We start from the raw sequence: 16,065 nt of genomic DNA on the forward strand, positions 1-16,065 counted from the left end.
CCGTTCCCACAGGTTCACAGTATGCCTGCAGGAGCGGTTTTCAGCTCGCCGCGGTCCGACGCTTCTCGGCCAGGCGCGAGCGCCCGTAGAGGAACATGATCGCCAGCAACGCCACGGCTTGCGCCCCCAGCGAGTAGGCATCGGCATGGATCCCCAGCCAGTCGAACTCGAAGAACGCCACTGGCCGCGTGCCCAGCACGCCCGCCTCCTGCAGCGCCTTGACGCCATGCCCGGCGAACACCACCGACAGGGCGCACAGCAAGGCAGCATTGATGCTGAAGAACAACGACAGCGGAAGCTTGGCCGAGCCGCGCAAGATCACCCAGGCCAATCCCACCAGCAGCACCAGCGCGGTTGCCCCGCCGGCCAGCACGGCGTTGTGGCCCGCGGGGCCGGCCTGCAGCCAGAGGGTTTCATAGAACAGAATCACTTCGAACAGCTCGCGGTACACCGAGAAAAATGCGAGCACCGCAAATCCGAATCGCCCGCCGCCGCTGACCAGGCTGCTCTTGATGTAGTCCTGCCAGGCCGCAGCGTGGCGGCGGTCGTGCATCCACACCCCCAGCCACAGCACCATGACCGCGGCGAACAACGCCGTGGAGCCTTCGAGCAGCTCGCGCTGGGCACCGCCCACATCGATCACGTAGGCGGCCAGCGCCCAGGTAGCGAAACCTGCGACCAGCGCCAGGCCCCAGCCAAGGTTGACGCTGCGCATTACCGACTGCTGGCCGGTATTACGCAAGAAGGCCAGGATCGCCGCCAGCACCAGGATTGCCTCGAGCCCTTCACGCAGCAGGATCAACAGGCCGGAAACGAAACTCAGCGACCAGCTCAACCCATCGCCGCCCAACAGTTTGGCGGCGCTGTCGAGCTTGGCCTTGGCCTCGGCCAGGCGCTGCGCGGCCTGGGCGACCGGCAGCCCGTCCTGCAGCGATTGGCGGTAGGCCATCAACGCTTTCTCGGTGTCCTTGCGCGCCAGTGTATCGATGTTGTCCAAGGAGCTTTCGACCAGCTCGAAGCCTTCCAGATAGGCTGCCACCGAGAGGTCATAGGCTTGGTCGTGGTCGCCTTCACGGTAGGCGGCCAGGCTCTTGTCCAGAGTGCTGGCGGTGTATTCGAGCAGTTGCGCAGGACCGCGCTTGACCTGCGGCGGCTGTGCCCGTTGGGCGCGGAAGGCGGACACAGCATCGGCGCCTTCGCTGGCAGCGACCTCGGCCGGGGTCTGGCGCGCCAGGTCGGCCAGGTTCCAGGTCTTGTCACCCTTGGCGGCCTGCGGATCGGCAGTGAGACTCGCCACGTAGGCGGCCACGTCCCAGCGCTGGCGTTCGTCGAGCTGGTCGGCGAACGACGGCATCTCGGTGCCTTCGATGCCCAGGCCCAGGGTGTTGTAAAGGTCGAACAGGCTCAGCTGATCGAGGCGTGCGACACTGCGCAGGTTGGCCGGTGGCGGTTCCAGCCCAAGGCCCGCCGGGCCATCGCCGGCACCGGTGTCACCGTGGCAGATGGCGCAGTTCTGTGCGTACAGCGCGGCGCCGCGAGCCGGATCTGGGGTGATGATCGGTGCCTGGGTGACCTCATAGGCCACTGCCAGCCGAGCCCCCAGTTGGCGGGCCTGCTTGGCGACGAGCGCCCCCTCCTGGCGTTGGTCGATAGCCTGGCGCAGCGCCTGCACCCCCTGCAGGAGGCCGTTGCGCTCTGGGTTGTCCGGCAGGGTCTTGAGCACCTCGGCCAGGACCGCGCTGAACTCCTGCTGCTCGCGGTATTCACCCGCATCCACTACCTTGCCGTCGCGCACGGTCGGCGGGTAATCGGCCCCGATGTAGTCGAGCAGGTGCAACGCCTTGGCAGCCTCGGCGGGAGATTCGGCCAGCGCCGGGGTGCTGCACAGGGCCAGTATCGGGCCGAGCAACAAGGCGGGCAGCCAGGCGAGCAGACGGGAAGGGGAAATCATGGCCACTCTCGCGGTAAATACGAAAGAGAACATTGTTCACTTCCAATCCCTTTCGCTCAAGGCTCGCGGGCGGATTTCATGAAAAATCTTGTGACAAAGTAGCGAGACGCAGGCTTCCGTCGGCCCTCAGGATCTTTGCGACGAATGGCCTGTCACGTGGGGATATTTGAAACCCCGTGAGGACGCCTTTCCTACCTGTAGCGGGCATTGACCCGCTACAGGCGTTGGCTCAGCTATCCACCGAATTCCTGAACCTGTTCATTCCGGTTTCCATGTCATTGATGATCGCTTTGGCGAAGGTACTGAGGATTCGCGCAGCACTGCCGGCAATGCGATCATTTTCCATTTCCGCCTCCACGGTCAGATGGCGGATACAACCCAGCAATACAGACAGCTCTTCGAACGCTCTATCGAAGGGAACATCAGGTTGCATGCGGAACAGGTCGAAGGTTTCGACGCCTGCCGTTGAAGGGGCTTTGCGATCGTAACTCATTTCATCACTCCTCACTGTCAGGCAGCGGTTTTCACATGCGTGTTCAGGGCCGTCATCATCTGGCAGAGCAGGCTGATGTTGACGCCCATGGCGTCATGCAACAGGCCGGATGGGTTGTTAGCGAAGAGGGTAGTTGTCTGGTCCAGGGTGATAAGCAGTTCGCGGAGCAGAGCGTGGCATTCGTCGATGCAGGGAGGGTCTGGGAGAATGATGGCGGGTGGTTCAAGCGAGAGCTGGAATGGGGGTGGCGGGTCGGGGACGATCTTTTTCATGGCGAAGCTCCTAATGTACTCAAGGAACTGCCGTCCGCCTCGTCTCACGGATTTGGGTGGCAGTCGTGCGCAGGGTGAGACCCGGGACATTAGGCAAACCCGGCCAGGCGAAGCCCGCCCGCGCACGACCGCCATAAAGCGATGCTGGCTAATGTCTCCTGGGTGTCTCACGCCCAATCACCCGAACAGGTGACTCGAAAACGTTATCCTTGAGGCATTTCCCTCACAACACTGAAGCGTCTGCAACGCGTGTAGGATAGGTCCGAAGCGAGACTAAATTGTAGCGACTGGCCACAGAATCAGAAATTTCCGACAGGTCATCATCTTGATCCTTTGCGCCTAAGCCCTTGGAGACATTTCCGTTTACTCAACGGACGATTCGTACCGAGAGTAACCTCATGCCACCTGTCACCTAATCTCTATCATGGATGTGGTAACAAACCCTACGGATCATAGGAGCCAGCTGGAAGCAACAAACGCTGAGCACTAGCTGCCCAGGATCGATTTCCATGATGCATAATACGGCTTTCAACTGGCTTGCTCTCATCGTCCCTAGGGCCCTTGAAGCCCCACTTTTCCGAAGAATCATTGCTTGCAAGGTCATCCAGGAAAGAAATCAAAATGAGTACTGGTCAAAAAAAACTAGACCTCTGTCAGCATTCCGCCGTCGCGCGCCTTTTCTCTCCAACGATAATTCGTGAGCTAGCGACCAAGGGACGGTCTCCGCTTTTCTCCAAGCTCCTACTAGAGAGCCGGCTGCTAGACAGCCTTGACAGCAGAATTTCTGTCGGAGCAGCTTTCGACATGGCTTTTTCTTACTTAAAGAAGAAAGCCTACCGAACTGAGTATACATACAAAGCAGCGATAGCCAATAAGCTTTTACTTGGACGCCACTCACTGAACACAGCCTCACTTATATCTGAGTTCCGCATCGAGAACTGCAAGGCTGACATCGCCATATTCAACGGCACCTCCACGGCTTATGAAATAAAATCCGAAAGAGATAAATTGCAACGACTTAACAGACAGTTAAGCTCTTACGAGAAAATGTTTGCAAAGATTTATGTGGTTATAGGGCAAAACCACATAGACGAAATTCTAAAAATCACCCCCCAGAACACAGGAATCCTAGTACTGAACGACAGGCACTCAATATCAACTATCAGGGAAGCCAGCGAGTGCCCAGAGAAAATTTGCCCTATAACCATTTGCAGTGCTTTACAAGCAAAAGAACGGATTCAGCTTCTTGAAGATTTCGGTATAAAACCGCCAGATGTCCCAAATACAGAAATGTACAGGGCTACAGCAAACCTCTTTAGCCAACTCGACCCGAAAGATGTTCACGACAGGATGGTCAAAGTAATCAGAGAGTCCAGAAAGTCTAGTGAATTAATAGATTTCATCCCTAAGGTACCGAAATCTCTCACCGCCGCAGTTCTAGCAGCCCCACCGAAAGAAAAGGACCGCCCACAATTCATGGGGGCAATTAATACACCAGTCATGGAGGCCCTATACTGGGCTTGATAGAATGTATCACCCATATTTCCGAGGAAAACAGTTTGATCTATTAGCCGTTCGCGAATGCGCAAAAATTTTCGCAGACAGTAAATTCACTCCGATAATAGAGCCTGTTAGAGAGTCTCTCAGCGGACTTATGCGCGCGATCGGAGAACTCAGCGAGTATGAGGCATCAGCGGTATTAATAGCCAATCCACGCTATGGTGACCATACAGAAAAAACCGACGCACTCCAGGAGCTCATCGAGGAAGACCTTAAGAGCCATGACAACATTTCAATTGGGATCTTACTAACAGAAAGCATTAACACCTGGAATGCCATTTCACTTGCGGAAAAATATAAAAACAGAAAATTAGTTTTTATACATGCCGACTTCCAAGAAGCAAAGGACCTTTCTGCGGCAATATCGACTGAACAAATTGAGGCCAGTCACATATTTTTTGAAAGCCACTGTGGAAAGCTCTATCGACGCTATTTCGATAGCCCGGATAGAGTTCTTCTTCGAGATGGCTTTAAGCGGCAAGCTAATAGCAAATACCCTGACACTGAGCCTTTCTCCGACCTTCATGTGACTTTCTTAGAGGAAGGCATGAGTGGGTTTGGTGACTTCCTAATTGTAGGTGATGAGTACTCAGAGGGTGGCGGCCCTGCCTACGCCGTAGCGATCCATCTGACCTATATTGATGACTCCATGGACGACACCATGTACGTACATCACTTTAAGTCAGATAGGCAAAACACACCCACAGACCCAGCCGGAAAATTTTATGAGGCCGTTACAAAATTAGCAGCCGCCGTGGAAGCAAAAGACTCGAAAATATATCGAAGCACTGCCGTCGAAGAATTCCTTAAACTTCACAAAAGCGGACACTTCCCTGGCTTAGGGTATGTAAAAAAACTCTCAATGAAGCACCACATAGAAACTTTGGCAGAGTATTTTCGAGGCTAAACCATATGCCAATGTGCTGCGCATCTTGCTTCCAAGACAAACAACTCACCAGCGAAATCAAAGCAAGATCAAAAGAAACAGGCAACTGTTATTTTTGCAACACTCAAAATACCAAACTCATAGACCCTATCGAGCTCCGCGAATTTTTCGAACTACTACAGGGGCTATATATAAACACAGAAACCAATGGCCGAAGCCTCGCCGACTGGTTCAAAACCGACTGGAAAATATTTGACAACCTTACATCACTACAAGCAAAAGAGCTTCTTGGCGAAATATATGACGATGCCAACTTGCTGCGAAAATCCTTTACACCGATAACTAATTCCACCCCACAAAATCTTGATATTTGGACGCGCCTGAGAGCGGAGCTTATGGAAGAAAACAGATTCTTCCCCAAGGATACCATCAGCCGCGATCGCATAAGATACCTAGCCGAACAGTTAATTCTTGAAAATGAAAGCCTTCCTCCTATCTGGTATCGCGCAAGGATCCAGGATAGCGACATACCTTATCCCATCGAAAAAATGGGAGCGCCACCAAAAGATAAAGCGAGCCACGGTCGAGCCAATCCTGTAGGCATATCCTATCTTTATATGGCCTCGGAATTGAATACTGCAATATCAGAAATAAGACCTCATACAGGCGAACGGATAACCATTGCAGAATTCGAAATCACAGAAAGAGTCAAGTTGGCCGACCTTCGAGACCCCAGAAAACTTGTAACTCCATTTATATGCGACAGCGAGTCTCAGCTTATTGAGTTACGTGGAGACATAGCTTTTTTAGAAAGGCTCGGTGAAGAGCTAGCAAGACCCGTACTCCCAAGGTCAGCCGCGATAGATTACATCCCCAGCCAATACTTATGCGAACTAATTAAAAACATAGGCTTCGACGGAGTTATCTACAAGAGCTCCATTGGAAGTGAAATAAACGTTGCTTTATTTTATCCACAGAAGGCTCAGGCAAAAAAAACGTCCATGCATTATGTTTCTCGCGTTAAAGTTGAAGCCAATATCGTTGAGTGACTTTGGAAGCAATGTCTATGGATATCGGGACCCTGTGTCGCTCTCCTTCCAACCACCACCCAGCGCCAGGAATACCCCGATCTGCCCCATGGCCACCTGGGTATTGGCAGCCGCCAGCTGTGCGCGCACATCGGTATAGGTGCGGGTTGCCTGCAAATCCGCCAGGAACGACTCGCGTCCCACCTGGTAGCGCAGGTGCGTCTGGTCCGCCGACTCCTTCGCAGAGCGCTCGGCATCGGCCAGGGCATCGCGGCGGTCCAGCAGGGCGCTGTATTGGGCCAGGCGGGTCTGGGTCTCACGGATGGCATTGAGCACCACACCGTCGAAATGCGCCAACGCCGCCTGGGTCGAGGCTTCGGCCATGCGGATGCGTGCTCGCGTGCCGTTGGTGGGGATGCTCCAGCTGATCTGCGGGCCGAAGCCCCAGCGGTTGGTCGAGGGCTCGCCGAGGTTTTCCAGGATACCGATGGTGCCGACCTGAGCCCCGATGCTGATGTCCGGGTACAGCGCCCCGGTGGCCACGCCAATGGTGGCAGTAGCGGCAGCCAGCTGGCGTTCGGCCTGGCGTACATCGGGGCGGCGCTTGAGCAACGCCGCACCATCGCCCACCGGAATCAGCTGGGCAATGTGCGGAAGCTCCGCGCAGTCGGCGGTGCCCGCCGGGAGTTGCTCGACCGGCTTGGCCAGCAAGGCCGCCAGGGTGTACAGGCCGGTCTCACGTTCGGCCTTGAAGCGTGGCAGCTCGGCGCGCAAGGACTTGAACTGGGTCTGCGAACGGGTGACCTGGGTTTCATCCCCGCGGCCTGCATCGCGCAGGCGCTGGTTCAGTTGCACGCTCTGCTCCTGCAGGTCGAGAGACTCGCGGGCGATGTGGTATTCCTCGTTGGCCGAGCACACCTGGGTGTAGGCCTTGACCACATCAGCCACCAGGGTGATGCGCGCGGTATCCGCAGCAGCCTGCACCGCGTCAGCATTGGCTTTGGCGGCCTCGGTGCCGCGCTTGAAGGTACCCCACAGGTCGAACTGGTAGCTCGCGCTGATGATCGCCTCGCCGATGTTGGCCACCGGCACTTTCTCCGGCAACAGGAAGGCTTCGCCGGACTCCTGCAACCGCTGGGCGCCGAGCTTGATCCCACCGTTGAAGCCCCCCTGGGACTCGGCCACCTCCACCTGGGCCCGCGCCTTGGCGATGTTGGCCGCCGCGACGCGCAGCTCGGTGTTGGCCGCCAGGGCCTGGCGCACCAGTTCGTTCAAGCGCTGATCCTGGTACAGCTGCCACCAGTCGTCTGGTACCGGCGCCGATACCACGCTGTCGGCATCCTGGCGCAACGGGCCGTTGAGGTCGCTGCGCTGCACGGCGGCGTCCTTGGGGACTTCGTAGTCCGGGCCGACCATCATGCAGGCGCCCAGGGAGAGGCAAAGCCCTGCCAGGATCAGCGGTTTCATGGCCGTTGCCCCTCGATGATCGACACCGTGGCAGTGCGCCCGGCGATCATGCGGAAGTCCTCAGGCACATCATCGAAGGCGATCCGCACCGGGATCCGCTGGGCCAGCCGCACCCAGCTGAAGGCCGGGTTGACGTTGGGCAACAGGTTGGCGCCGCTGCTGCGGTCCCGGTCTTCGATACCTGCGGCCAGGCTCTGCACATGGCCACGCAGGCGGGTGCTGTCGCCCATCACGCGGATGTCGACAGCATCACCGATATGGATACCGCTAAGCTTGGTTTCCTCGAAATAGCCATCGACGTGGTACGAGGCGCTGTCGACCACCGACAGCACGGGGCGGCCGGCGGTGACGAATTCGTGGGCGCGCGGCGCGCGGTCATTGAGGTAGCCGTCCACCGGGCTGCGCACCACCGAACGGTCGAGATTGAGCTGGGCGGTGTCCACCGCCACCTGGGCCTCGCTGACCGCCGAACGGGCGCGTGCCTCGCGGGACTGGCTCTCTTCCAACTGTTCGGCCGCCACCAGGTTGCCCAACTTACGGTTGCGCTGCGCCTCACGGGAGGCCTGGGCCAGGGTTTCCTGACGCTCGGCCAGGGTCGCCTTGGCCTGGCGCAAGGCCAGGGTGAAGCGGTCCTGGTCGATGGTGAACAGCACGTCGCCGCGCTTGATCATCTGGTTGTCGCGCACTTCGACCTTTTGGATCAGCCCGGAGACATCCGGGGCGATCTGGATCACGTCGGCACGAATGTGGCCATCGCGCGTCCAGGGGGCGAACATGTAGTACACGACCATCTGCCAGACCAGCACGGCCGCGAAGGTCACCACCAGCAATGTCAGGACCACTCGGCCCAAGGTCAACAACGGTTTTTTCATGGCAGCATCAGGTTTCGGCAAAAGTGGTCCACCGTGCCAAGCAGCACGGCGTAAAGGGCAACGTTGAACAACGCCCGGTGCCAGACCAGGCGGTAGAACCCAAGGCGTACCAGCACGGTATGCACGCCCAGGAACAACAGATAGGTGAAGACCATCATCACCAACAGCGTGGGCAGGAACACCCCGCTGATATCCAGATCACCGATCACAGGGGCGCTCCATCGATGCCCGGGGGCAATTGCGGTTGGTCGGCAGGTTCGAGCATCACTTCGACGCCAGGCAATAGCGCCAGACGCAAGCCGCTCAGGGCGTGCAGCAGGTGCAGCCGGGCGTCGCCACGGTCGTTGTCGTGGGCGTCCAGGGCCAGCGCCTGGCGGGCGCGCTCCATGTTGCGCAGCAATGCCGCCGGGGCGTGCAGGCGCTCTTTGGCGCGCAGGCACTGGGCGTAGTGAGCACCCACCTCTTCCACCACGGTCTGCAGACGCTCACGCGGCGCCTGGCCGACCCGCGGCATGTAGGCCAGCAAGTCCAGCAGGTTGAGGCCCACGCGCAGGTCGCGCAGCGCCACGCCACTGTCCTGACCGGTCTGGGCCAGGCGTGGCAGGTGCTGCATCAGGCGGTCGAGCATCTGCACGCCGACATGGCGATGCTCGGCCAGGGTCGCGGGCTGGGTCATCTCGACAATATCCTGCCAGCTGAAGCGGGTCAGGCGCTTGGCCGCGAGCTCCACTCCAAAGGGGCGCAGCAGCAAGGTCCAGATGAAGGCGAACAGCAGGCCAACAGGGCCTGCCATGTTGGCGTTGATGAAGGTCAGGAAGTCGGCGTCGTAAGCGCCCTGGATGCTGATGAAGGTGGCGGTGTTGACGATGGTCAGCAAGGTGCCTAGGTAGAAGCGCGGCTGCACGGTCAAGGTGCCCACACAGATGAACGGCACGGCGAAGGCCAGCACCAGCATCGGGAAGTCGTGCAGGTTGGGCAGTACCAGGAACAAATAGACGCTGGAGAAGATCACCGACATCAGCGTCCAGAAGAAGAATCGGTAGATCTGTGGTGCCGGATCGTCCATGGCGGCAAAGAAACTGCAAGCCACCGCGGCGAGGATTACCGCGCTGCCACCATCGTTCCAGCCGAGCAAAATCCAAAGGCCACTGGCAACGATGATCGCGGTGACCGTGGAAAACACCGAGTAGAGCATCAGGCCACGGTCGAAGAACGGCGTCAGCCGGCCCAGACGCCAGTGACGGTACACCGCGCGCCAGGGCATGGCGTCATCCTTGCGCAGGGCATGCTGCAGGGCGCAGCAGTCCTGCCAGAGGTCGATCCATTCGCTCAGTCGGTAAAGTGCGTTGGAGAGCAGCAATGCCTGGCGTTGGTCCAGTGCGGCAGCGCTGGGTTGCAGGCGCTCAAGCTGTTCGTGCAGGGCTGTCCAGCGCGCCAACGAGGCGTCCTTGGCGGTGCCTTCAAGCCAGGCGCGAGCCTCGGCCAGCAGCGGCTGGAGTTGGGCGAACTGGGTCGGGGCGCGATTTTCCAACGCGATCAACGCATCGTCCAAGGCATCTATCACCGGCAATAGGTGGATCATCCGTCCGCGCAGTTCTCGGGCGTTCTTCAGGGTGTGAGGCCCGGTGCCTTCATGGCCGAGCTGGCCGATCATCATCTCCAGACCATTGAAGGTGGCGACCATCGAAGCACGCATGCCAGCGACCTTGTCGGCGGCGACTTCACGGGCCAGGTAGGTGTCGCTGTAGTGAATCGCCTCGTTGAACCAGTTGTTGGCCGAGCCGAGCACCACCGGTGCCAGACGGCGCGGCCAGAAAATCGCGCCGACCACCGCTGCGCAGACGATGCCCAGGCAGATCTCCTGGGCCCGTGACGAGGCCACATCGAACACCGCCAGCGGGTTGTCGACCACCGCCAGGGCGATCATCGGCAGGGTATAGCCGGCGAGCATCAGCACATAGTTGTTGGCCGTGCGCAGGTTCAGCGACAGGAACAACAGCGTGCCGGTCCACAAGGCGATGGCGACAGCCAGCAGCGCAGGCGATTGCACCAGCGGCGGCACCAGCAACACCGCCCCCCCGGCGCCCAACAGCGTGCCCAGGGCGCGATACAGCGCCTTGGAGCTGGTTGGCCCGACGAAAGGGCTGGAGACGATGTACACCGTGGCCATGGCCCAGTAGGGGCGTGGCAGTTGCATGAGCAAGGCGATGTAGAGGGCGATCATGGAGGCGGCGAAAGTGCGCACGCCATAGAACCAATCGCGGGCCGGCGGGACCGAACTGAAGAAACCGTTCATGCAAGCCCGCCCGGCGCAATCTGGCCTACGTCTTCGAAGGCCTGGATCACGCGCAAGGTGGCCTCGAGGTCTGCCTGGTCGATACCGCGCAGTACCTGGCGGCGTAGGCGCACCAGCTCTCCTTCGATCGACTCGGCCAGCCGACGGCCCTCCGCGGTCAGGCTCAAGGCCTTGGCGCGGCGGTCCAGGGGATCTTCGCTGCGACACACCAGCCCCGCCTTGCACAGCTGGTCGAGCAGTCGCACCAGCGACGGGCTTTCCAGGCCGGCGGCCTGAGCCACCGCCACCTGACGCACTCCATCACCCAGGCGCACGATCATCAGCAAGGGCACGGCGCAGGCTTCGGAGATGCCGTAGCCGGTCAGGGCCGCCTGGCAGATGCGTCGCCAATGGCGGGCAGCCACGACCATGCCGCTGCTGATTTTCATGTGCAGTGCATCAAGCGTCATGAGAGGAACCGAGGATATTCATAGTTTGCTAACTATCAATATTACGCCTAGCCCTCCCCCTGTCGTCAACCGGGGGCGACGGATCGCCTGGATGAATTGTTGTTCATCTTGGGTGCGACCTGGCCGCGTCCAGCAGGATCACGTGATCCTGCAGAAGCGGCTGCAAGGCCTCAACGCCACTCGCTGTAGGGCTCCAGCGGCTCCACCGGCAACAACAGGTTGCCGCGCCAGGGCTCGAACAGATACCGAACGTAGAGCATGGCACTGCTCGGCGCATAGTCATCGCTGTGCTGCCAGTCGAAACCTCCGCCCAGGGCCCAGTGGTCGCTCAGGCGGCGCTCGAACAAGCCTCTGAGGTGATAACCCACGCCGTTGCTGGTACTGCTCTCACTGATATCGCCGAGGTTCGAGCTTTCGAGATCATAGCGATTGAGCAACTTGTCGTTCAGCGACTGGTTGGGATAGCGCGGACGGCTGCCACTCTTGGCCTGGGACCAACTGACCGAGGTTTCCAGCAGTACCGACCAATCGTAGTTGCGCCAGGCATAGCTGAACGGCACGCCGATGGAGTTGTAGCGCTCCGGGCTGTAGTAGCCGCCCTGGCCCAGGTAGTAATCGCCCAAATCCTTGTCATGCCGCCAGTGCATCACGGTCAGGCCGATACGCATGCGCTCGTCGGCCCTCTCCAGCAGACGGTAGTAGTAACCTGCCATGGCTCGGGTACGTTGGTTGTCGGTGACATTCTCACCATACAGCCAATGATGACCGAGGCTTGCCCATACACCATCGTCGCCGCCTTGGTCCCAGCTCAGCCCGAGCGTTGCGCCGTTAGCGGTAACACCTCCCCAGCGCACACCCGTGCGCGGGTCCTTGGCACCACCAAACGAAAGCAGCGAATTGCTCATCGGCCGCCGTGAGGCGGTCAGTGACCAGCCAAGCTCTCCCAGGTCGCCATTGACCGTGGCACCGCCTAGCCAGTTGTTGACCTCGAAGCCATCAGTAGTGCCGAGGTCGGCAGCCCAGCGCTCCCCTTCCCAGCCCAGCGCCATGATCCGGCCATTGGCCGTCTGCGACCCGCCAGGACAACCGGCCGGCAACGGATTACCCGAACGGGTGGTACCGCTGACTTGGCATGTCCCGAACGCCTCGGTGTGCTGGCCATCTTCAAGGTCGAAACTACCAGCATCCAGACCAATCCTTTCCAAACGCACGAACGCCTTGCCGTCCTGCAGCGGCATGTCCGCATGCAACAGGGTCGTCTGCCTCTTGAGCTCGGAGATCCCTGGGGTCCCGTCGTCATTGCGCCAGCCATAGTCATGCATCAACGTGATGCTGGGGTTCTGCTGACGGTACAACTCATCAACGTCGCTGCGCAGGCTGCGCGCCAGCCAGTCGTCCTCGTCCTTGGCACGGCTCGCATAGGTCAGCGCCCGATCATCGCGCGGCTCCACCGCACGGCGCTGGAGCAGGTCGGCATCGGCCATCGCCGCGGCGTAAAGATCCAGTGCTCGTTGCGGATCCTGCTGCACCGCCAAACGTGCAGCATCTCGACGCAATAGCGGATCAGGCTGGGCTTGCTCGGCCACCAGACGGTCGAGCAGCGACGCCGCCTGCGCCCGGTCGCCCACTGCCAGCCAGGCATTAGCCAGACGCCGCTGTGCGTCGATCTGCCCGGGCGGGAACTGGGGCGCACGCTGCTCCAGGGCCTGGCGTGCTCGGGGCAGGTTGCCTTCGGCTATCCAGCCCTCGATCAACCCAAGGCGGGCCTCAGGTTGCTCCGGCTGGCGCTCCAGCACGCGTTCGAAGTACGTTCGGGCTGTGCTGTGATCCCCCCGGGTCGCCGCCCAGTCCGCGAGCATCAGCAGGTCATCGGTGTCGCCTTCGCCGCGAGCAATCCCGGCCTCGAGCAGTGCGCTTGCCTCGGCTTCGCGCCCCTGGTCGCGCAACTGTCGCGCCTGAGCCAGAGTGACGCGGCGCCGCGCGCGCTTTTCAAGGGCATGCATGTCGTCGGTCCATGCACCTTGGGGGACACCGGCAAGGCTATCCAGTACCAAGGCATCACGGTCAGTGGACTCCAGGAACAGGCCATGGGCATAGCGCGCTTGCGGGTCGGTCGGATGCCGTTGCAACAGCTTGGCAAAGGCGGCATCGGCCTCGCCGATACGCCCTTGCTGACGGAGGCTGCCGGCGAGTTGGTAGACCAGCCAGGGTTCATCTGGCGCCAACTCGACTGCCCGCTTCAGCGCTGGGCTCGCCGCTGCCCAGTCCTGCCGCTGCACGGCTGCATCGGCTTCGCTGCGCAGTTGCTCCAGTTCCAGGCTGCGGCGCAGGCTGGCGAACATTGCCTGTTGCCGAGGTGGCAGGCCGTTCAGGTAGGCACGCGCCTTGTCGGGTGATTGTGCTTGGTAGATCCGCATCAGGCCGCGCACAGCACTCTCGTTGTCCGGCGCCATGCGCCGAACCTGAAGGTACAAGCGCTCAGCAGTGGCCGGATCGCCCTCGGCGACCGCCACGTCGGCCAAGCCAAGCACGGCGAATTCATCCTGGGGCCGCTGCTGGCGCGCCTGTTGATAGATCGCACGGGCGGTGGAGATATCGCGCCGTTCCAGCGCCTGGTCGGCTTTTTTCAATTGCATCCAGTAATGGCTGGACGACTCCAGATCCTTCCACTGACTGATCCAATAGGTGTCCTGCTCTTTGGTCGCAGCCAGACGAAACGCGGCGTTGGCGTCCTCGAAACGGCTCTGGCGCATCAACGCATAACCCAAGGCGCCGTGCAGGCTGGCATCGTCGGGGTATTGGCGCAAGGCACGGCGCAACTGGGCCTCAGCCTCGGCGTTACGCCCTTGGTCGAGCAACTGCTTGCCACGCTGACCGGCCTGCCACGCGGGATCGGCGATCAATTGACGTTGATGGGCAAGGGTCTGGTTGGCCTGAGGCAACAGCGGTGATGCCGGATAGCGTTGGACGAAAGCTTTCCAGGCCGCCACGCTGGCAGCGCCCACGGGCTGCCCAGAGAGATAGTCGAATTCACGCTGCGCAGCAGAATCGCGTGCGCCTGGATCACGTGAAAGCAATTCAAGCAGGGCCAGCGCCTCGGGATCTCGTTTCTCAGCAAACAGCAGCCCCACCAGCGTCTGGCGCAGCCCAGCATTCCCTGGGTACTGCCGGTCCAGAGCCTGCAACTGCTCGATCGCTTCGCGCCGCTGGCCAGGCAAGGCGCTGCGCACACGCCAGTAGTCTAGCGCCAGCTCCAGGCTGGGCGGCTCACCCGCGAACAACTGATCGTAAATCTCCAGCGCCTCCTGATTGCGCCCGGTCACTGCGAACAGGCGTGCCTGTTGCAGGCGCCGGGTTGCCTCCGGCTGCTGCAACTCGATCAGACGCTTGGCCTTGTGCTCCTGGACGCTACCGGGCGCCTCCTGGCTAATGCGCGCCATGAGCTGGGTGACCTGCTCCTGATCATGCTCGCGCAGGGCCAGGCGCAACGAAGCGAACAGCACCTCGGCGTCGCGCGGCTCAAGCAGGCGCAAGCGACCCAGTGCATCGCGAACCAGGTCATCGCGGTGCAAAGCCTCGCCCATGCGAATCTGCTCCAACAGCCATTGCCGTTGCTCGCTGCGGTCAGTCGGTTGCGCTGCAACCTGGCTGCAAAGCCCTGTCAGCAGCACGATGCTAATCAATCGGTACATGACGTACTCCAGGCCGGCAACAAGCGACCCTCCTTGTCAAAGCGATACCGCGCCTCATCCCAACCCTGGCCGAACAACGCCAACATCTGGCTGTAATACGCACGAGGCTCTATCGGATGATCCTGTATTCGCTGGCGTTGGGCGCGCAGCCCTTCGTCGGCATTCGGTGTCACGGCCAGCAACGGCAGCAGTGCGGCCGAGAAACCACCTGGTCCGCCACCACGGGCCTGGCCACTACGGGCGTCTACGGTTTCCGGCGGCTGTCCCTTTTGTGTCGTCAGCATGGCCATCGGCGCGAAATGCTGGAGTAGTTCAACCCGTTGGGCAGCGTCCTTGGCAAGCATGCCTACCCACAGATAGACACGAATGGCGTCATAGTCGCCGGCACTCCCATGTTGCGGGTCGGGCTCGATCTTGCCGGTGGGTGTCCATAGCAGCCAGTCGGGCGCAAAGCCTTTGGGCGAGGCATCGCGCAGCAGCCTACGGGTGTTGCCCGCAAGCTCGCCCCACAGGGGGTCGACCAGGGCGAAGCGGTCCAGCAGTTGCGGTGGCAGGTAGCTCGGGTTCAGGCGCCAGCCTCGGGCATCGTCAAAACCGTAGTCCGCCGGCAGCAGCATGATGCCCAGGCCAGGCAGTTTGCGCAGGGTTTGAGCGCTGATGCGCCATAGCAGGTGCTGACCCAGCTGGGTATAGCTGGGTTCGTTCCACAAACGCCCCGCCTCAAGCAGGCTGTAGGCGATCCAGAGGTCGGCGTCGCTGGCATTGTTGGGGTCGAGTACCTGCCACTTGCCCTTGGCATCACGCCCCCACAACCAGGCCGGCAAATGGCTCGAGAGGTCTCCCTCGGCCAGGTTGTTGTTGGTCCAGCGCAGCAGTTGGGCGAAAGTTGCCCGGTCATTGGCCACTAAGGCGAAGAAGAGCCCATAGCTCTGCCCTTCGGAGGTGGTAATCAGGCGCTCATCACTGGGGTCCACCACGCGTCCGTCCACACTCACCAGCTCTGTGCGCAAACGCTCCCAGGCCGGCCATGGACAGTTTGGCGCTGCGCCCGCGACTGCGGGCAGGCTCAGCGCCAGCATCAGCACAAACCGCCACATGA

13 protein-coding genes are annotated in these 16,065 nt (G+C 60.4%); 3 read left to right on the forward strand and 10 right to left on the reverse strand.

Going from position 1 to position 16,065, the window contains the following annotated elements; translation table 11 throughout:
- Positions 1-40: 40 nt before the first annotated feature.
- From IEC33019_RS23085 to IEC33019_RS23095, 3 genes are all read right to left on the reverse strand, one after another.
- Positions 41-1,984, reverse strand: coding sequence for an FTR1 family protein (locus IEC33019_RS23085; protein ID WP_070093676.1), 1,944 nt, complete (start codon positions 1,982-1,984; stop codon positions 41-43).
- Positions 1,985-2,180: 196 nt separating this feature from the next.
- On the reverse strand, positions 2,181-2,444 hold the full coding sequence (locus IEC33019_RS23090; RefSeq protein ID WP_070093677.1) for a DUF3077 domain-containing protein: 264 nt from the start codon (positions 2,442-2,444) through the stop codon (positions 2,181-2,183).
- 17 nt (positions 2,445-2,461) lie between these two features.
- On the reverse strand, positions 2,462-2,716 hold the full coding sequence (locus IEC33019_RS23095; RefSeq protein WP_070093678.1) for a hypothetical protein: 255 nt from the start codon (positions 2,714-2,716) through the stop codon (positions 2,462-2,464).
- Positions 2,717-3,337: 621 nt separating this feature from the next.
- Here IEC33019_RS23095 and IEC33019_RS23100 point away from each other — a divergent pair.
- The 3 genes from IEC33019_RS23100 to IEC33019_RS23110 are packed head-to-tail and all read left to right on the forward strand — an operon-like array spanning position 3,338 to position 6,211.
- Positions 3,338-4,240, forward strand: coding sequence for a sce7726 family protein (locus tag IEC33019_RS23100; protein ID WP_099593947.1), 903 nt, complete (start codon positions 3,338-3,340; stop codon positions 4,238-4,240).
- 4 nt (positions 4,241-4,244) lie between these two features.
- On the forward strand, positions 4,245-5,183 hold the full coding sequence (locus IEC33019_RS23105) for a sce7725 family protein (RefSeq protein ID WP_070093680.1): 939 nt from the start codon (positions 4,245-4,247) through the stop codon (positions 5,181-5,183).
- A 5-nt stretch (positions 5,184-5,188) separates the two neighbouring features.
- Positions 5,189-6,211 carry an RES family NAD+ phosphorylase gene (locus IEC33019_RS23110; protein WP_081337494.1) on the forward strand — a complete coding sequence of 341 codons (1,023 nt, stop codon included), beginning with the start codon at positions 5,189-5,191 and terminating at the stop codon, positions 6,209-6,211.
- 15 nt (positions 6,212-6,226) lie between these two features.
- Here the strand turns inward: IEC33019_RS23110 and IEC33019_RS23115 are convergent, their stop codons facing one another.
- From IEC33019_RS23115 to bcsZ, 7 genes are all read right to left on the reverse strand, one after another.
- Positions 6,227-7,657: an efflux transporter outer membrane subunit gene (locus tag IEC33019_RS23115; protein ID WP_070093681.1), complete on the reverse strand. Its 1,431-nt coding sequence runs from the start codon at positions 7,655-7,657 to the stop codon at positions 6,227-6,229.
- Positions 7,654-8,529, reverse strand: a complete 876-nt coding sequence (locus IEC33019_RS23120; RefSeq protein WP_070093682.1) for an efflux RND transporter periplasmic adaptor subunit — start codon at positions 8,527-8,529, stop codon at positions 7,654-7,656. The genes IEC33019_RS23115 and IEC33019_RS23120 overlap by 4 nt, the downstream gene beginning before the upstream one ends.
- Positions 8,526-8,738 (reverse strand): DUF1656 domain-containing protein, encoded by a 213-nt coding sequence (locus IEC33019_RS23125; RefSeq protein ID WP_070093683.1) that lies wholly within the window; start codon positions 8,736-8,738, stop codon positions 8,526-8,528. Before IEC33019_RS23125 ends, IEC33019_RS23120 begins: the two co-directional genes overlap by 4 nt.
- On the reverse strand, positions 8,735-10,825 hold the full coding sequence (locus IEC33019_RS23130) for an FUSC family protein (protein ID WP_070093684.1): 2,091 nt from the start codon (positions 10,823-10,825) through the stop codon (positions 8,735-8,737). Before IEC33019_RS23130 ends, IEC33019_RS23125 begins: the two co-directional genes overlap by 4 nt.
- Positions 10,822-11,274, reverse strand: coding sequence for a MarR family winged helix-turn-helix transcriptional regulator (locus tag IEC33019_RS23135; protein ID WP_070093685.1), 453 nt, complete (start codon positions 11,272-11,274; stop codon positions 10,822-10,824). The genes IEC33019_RS23130 and IEC33019_RS23135 overlap by 4 nt, the downstream gene beginning before the upstream one ends.
- 170 nt (positions 11,275-11,444) lie before the next feature.
- A complete protein-coding gene (gene bcsC, locus IEC33019_RS23140; protein ID WP_070093686.1) occupies positions 11,445-14,966 on the reverse strand; it encodes a cellulose synthase complex outer membrane protein BcsC in 3,522 nt (1,173 codons plus the stop codon).
- Complete coding sequence (bcsZ, locus tag IEC33019_RS23145) at positions 14,954-16,063, reverse strand: cellulose synthase complex periplasmic endoglucanase BcsZ (RefSeq protein WP_070093687.1); 1,110 nt, start codon at positions 16,061-16,063, stop codon at positions 14,954-14,956. The genes bcsC and bcsZ overlap by 13 nt, the downstream gene beginning before the upstream one ends.
- Positions 16,064-16,065 lie beyond the last annotated feature (2 nt).

The sequence above is a fragment of the Pseudomonas putida genome (assembly GCF_002741075.1).
GTDB classification, from domain to species: Bacteria; Pseudomonadota; Gammaproteobacteria; order Pseudomonadales; family Pseudomonadaceae; genus Aquipseudomonas; species Aquipseudomonas putida_T.

What these genes read in the sequence shown, in the direction of transcription:
- IEC33019_RS23130 (WP_070093684.1), bottom strand. Translation starts at nt 10,825, where the DNA reads ATGAACGGTTTCTTCAGTTCGGTCCCGCCGGCCCGCGATTGGTTCTAT.
- IEC33019_RS23090 (WP_070093677.1), bottom strand. Translation starts at nt 2,444, where the DNA reads ATGAGTTACGATCGCAAAGCCCCTTCAACGGCAGGCGTCGAAACCTTC.
- IEC33019_RS23115 (WP_070093681.1), bottom strand. Translation starts at nt 7,657, where the DNA reads ATGAAACCGCTGATCCTGGCAGGGCTTTGCCTCTCCCTGGGCGCCTGC.
- IEC33019_RS23095 (WP_070093678.1), bottom strand. Translation starts at nt 2,716, where the DNA reads ATGAAAAAGATCGTCCCCGACCCGCCACCCCCATTCCAGCTCTCGCTT.
- IEC33019_RS23105 (WP_070093680.1), top strand. Translation starts at nt 4,245, where the DNA reads ATGTATCACCCATATTTCCGAGGAAAACAGTTTGATCTATTAGCCGTT.
- IEC33019_RS23135 (WP_070093685.1), bottom strand. Translation starts at nt 11,274, where the DNA reads ATGACGCTTGATGCACTGCACATGAAAATCAGCAGCGGCATGGTCGTG.
- IEC33019_RS23085 (WP_070093676.1), bottom strand. Translation starts at nt 1,984, where the DNA reads ATGTTCTCTTTCGTATTTACCGCGAGAGTGGCCATGATTTCCCCTTCC.
- bcsC (WP_070093686.1), bottom strand. Translation starts at nt 14,966, where the DNA reads ATGTACCGATTGATTAGCATCGTGCTGCTGACAGGGCTTTGCAGCCAG.
- IEC33019_RS23100 (WP_099593947.1), top strand. Translation starts at nt 3,338, where the DNA reads ATGAGTACTGGTCAAAAAAAACTAGACCTCTGTCAGCATTCCGCCGTC.
- IEC33019_RS23110 (WP_081337494.1), top strand. Translation starts at nt 5,189, where the DNA reads ATGCCAATGTGCTGCGCATCTTGCTTCCAAGACAAACAACTCACCAGC.
- IEC33019_RS23120 (WP_070093682.1), bottom strand. Translation starts at nt 8,529, where the DNA reads ATGAAAAAACCGTTGTTGACCTTGGGCCGAGTGGTCCTGACATTGCTG.
- bcsZ (WP_070093687.1), bottom strand. Translation starts at nt 16,063, where the DNA reads ATGTGGCGGTTTGTGCTGATGCTGGCGCTGAGCCTGCCCGCAGTCGCG.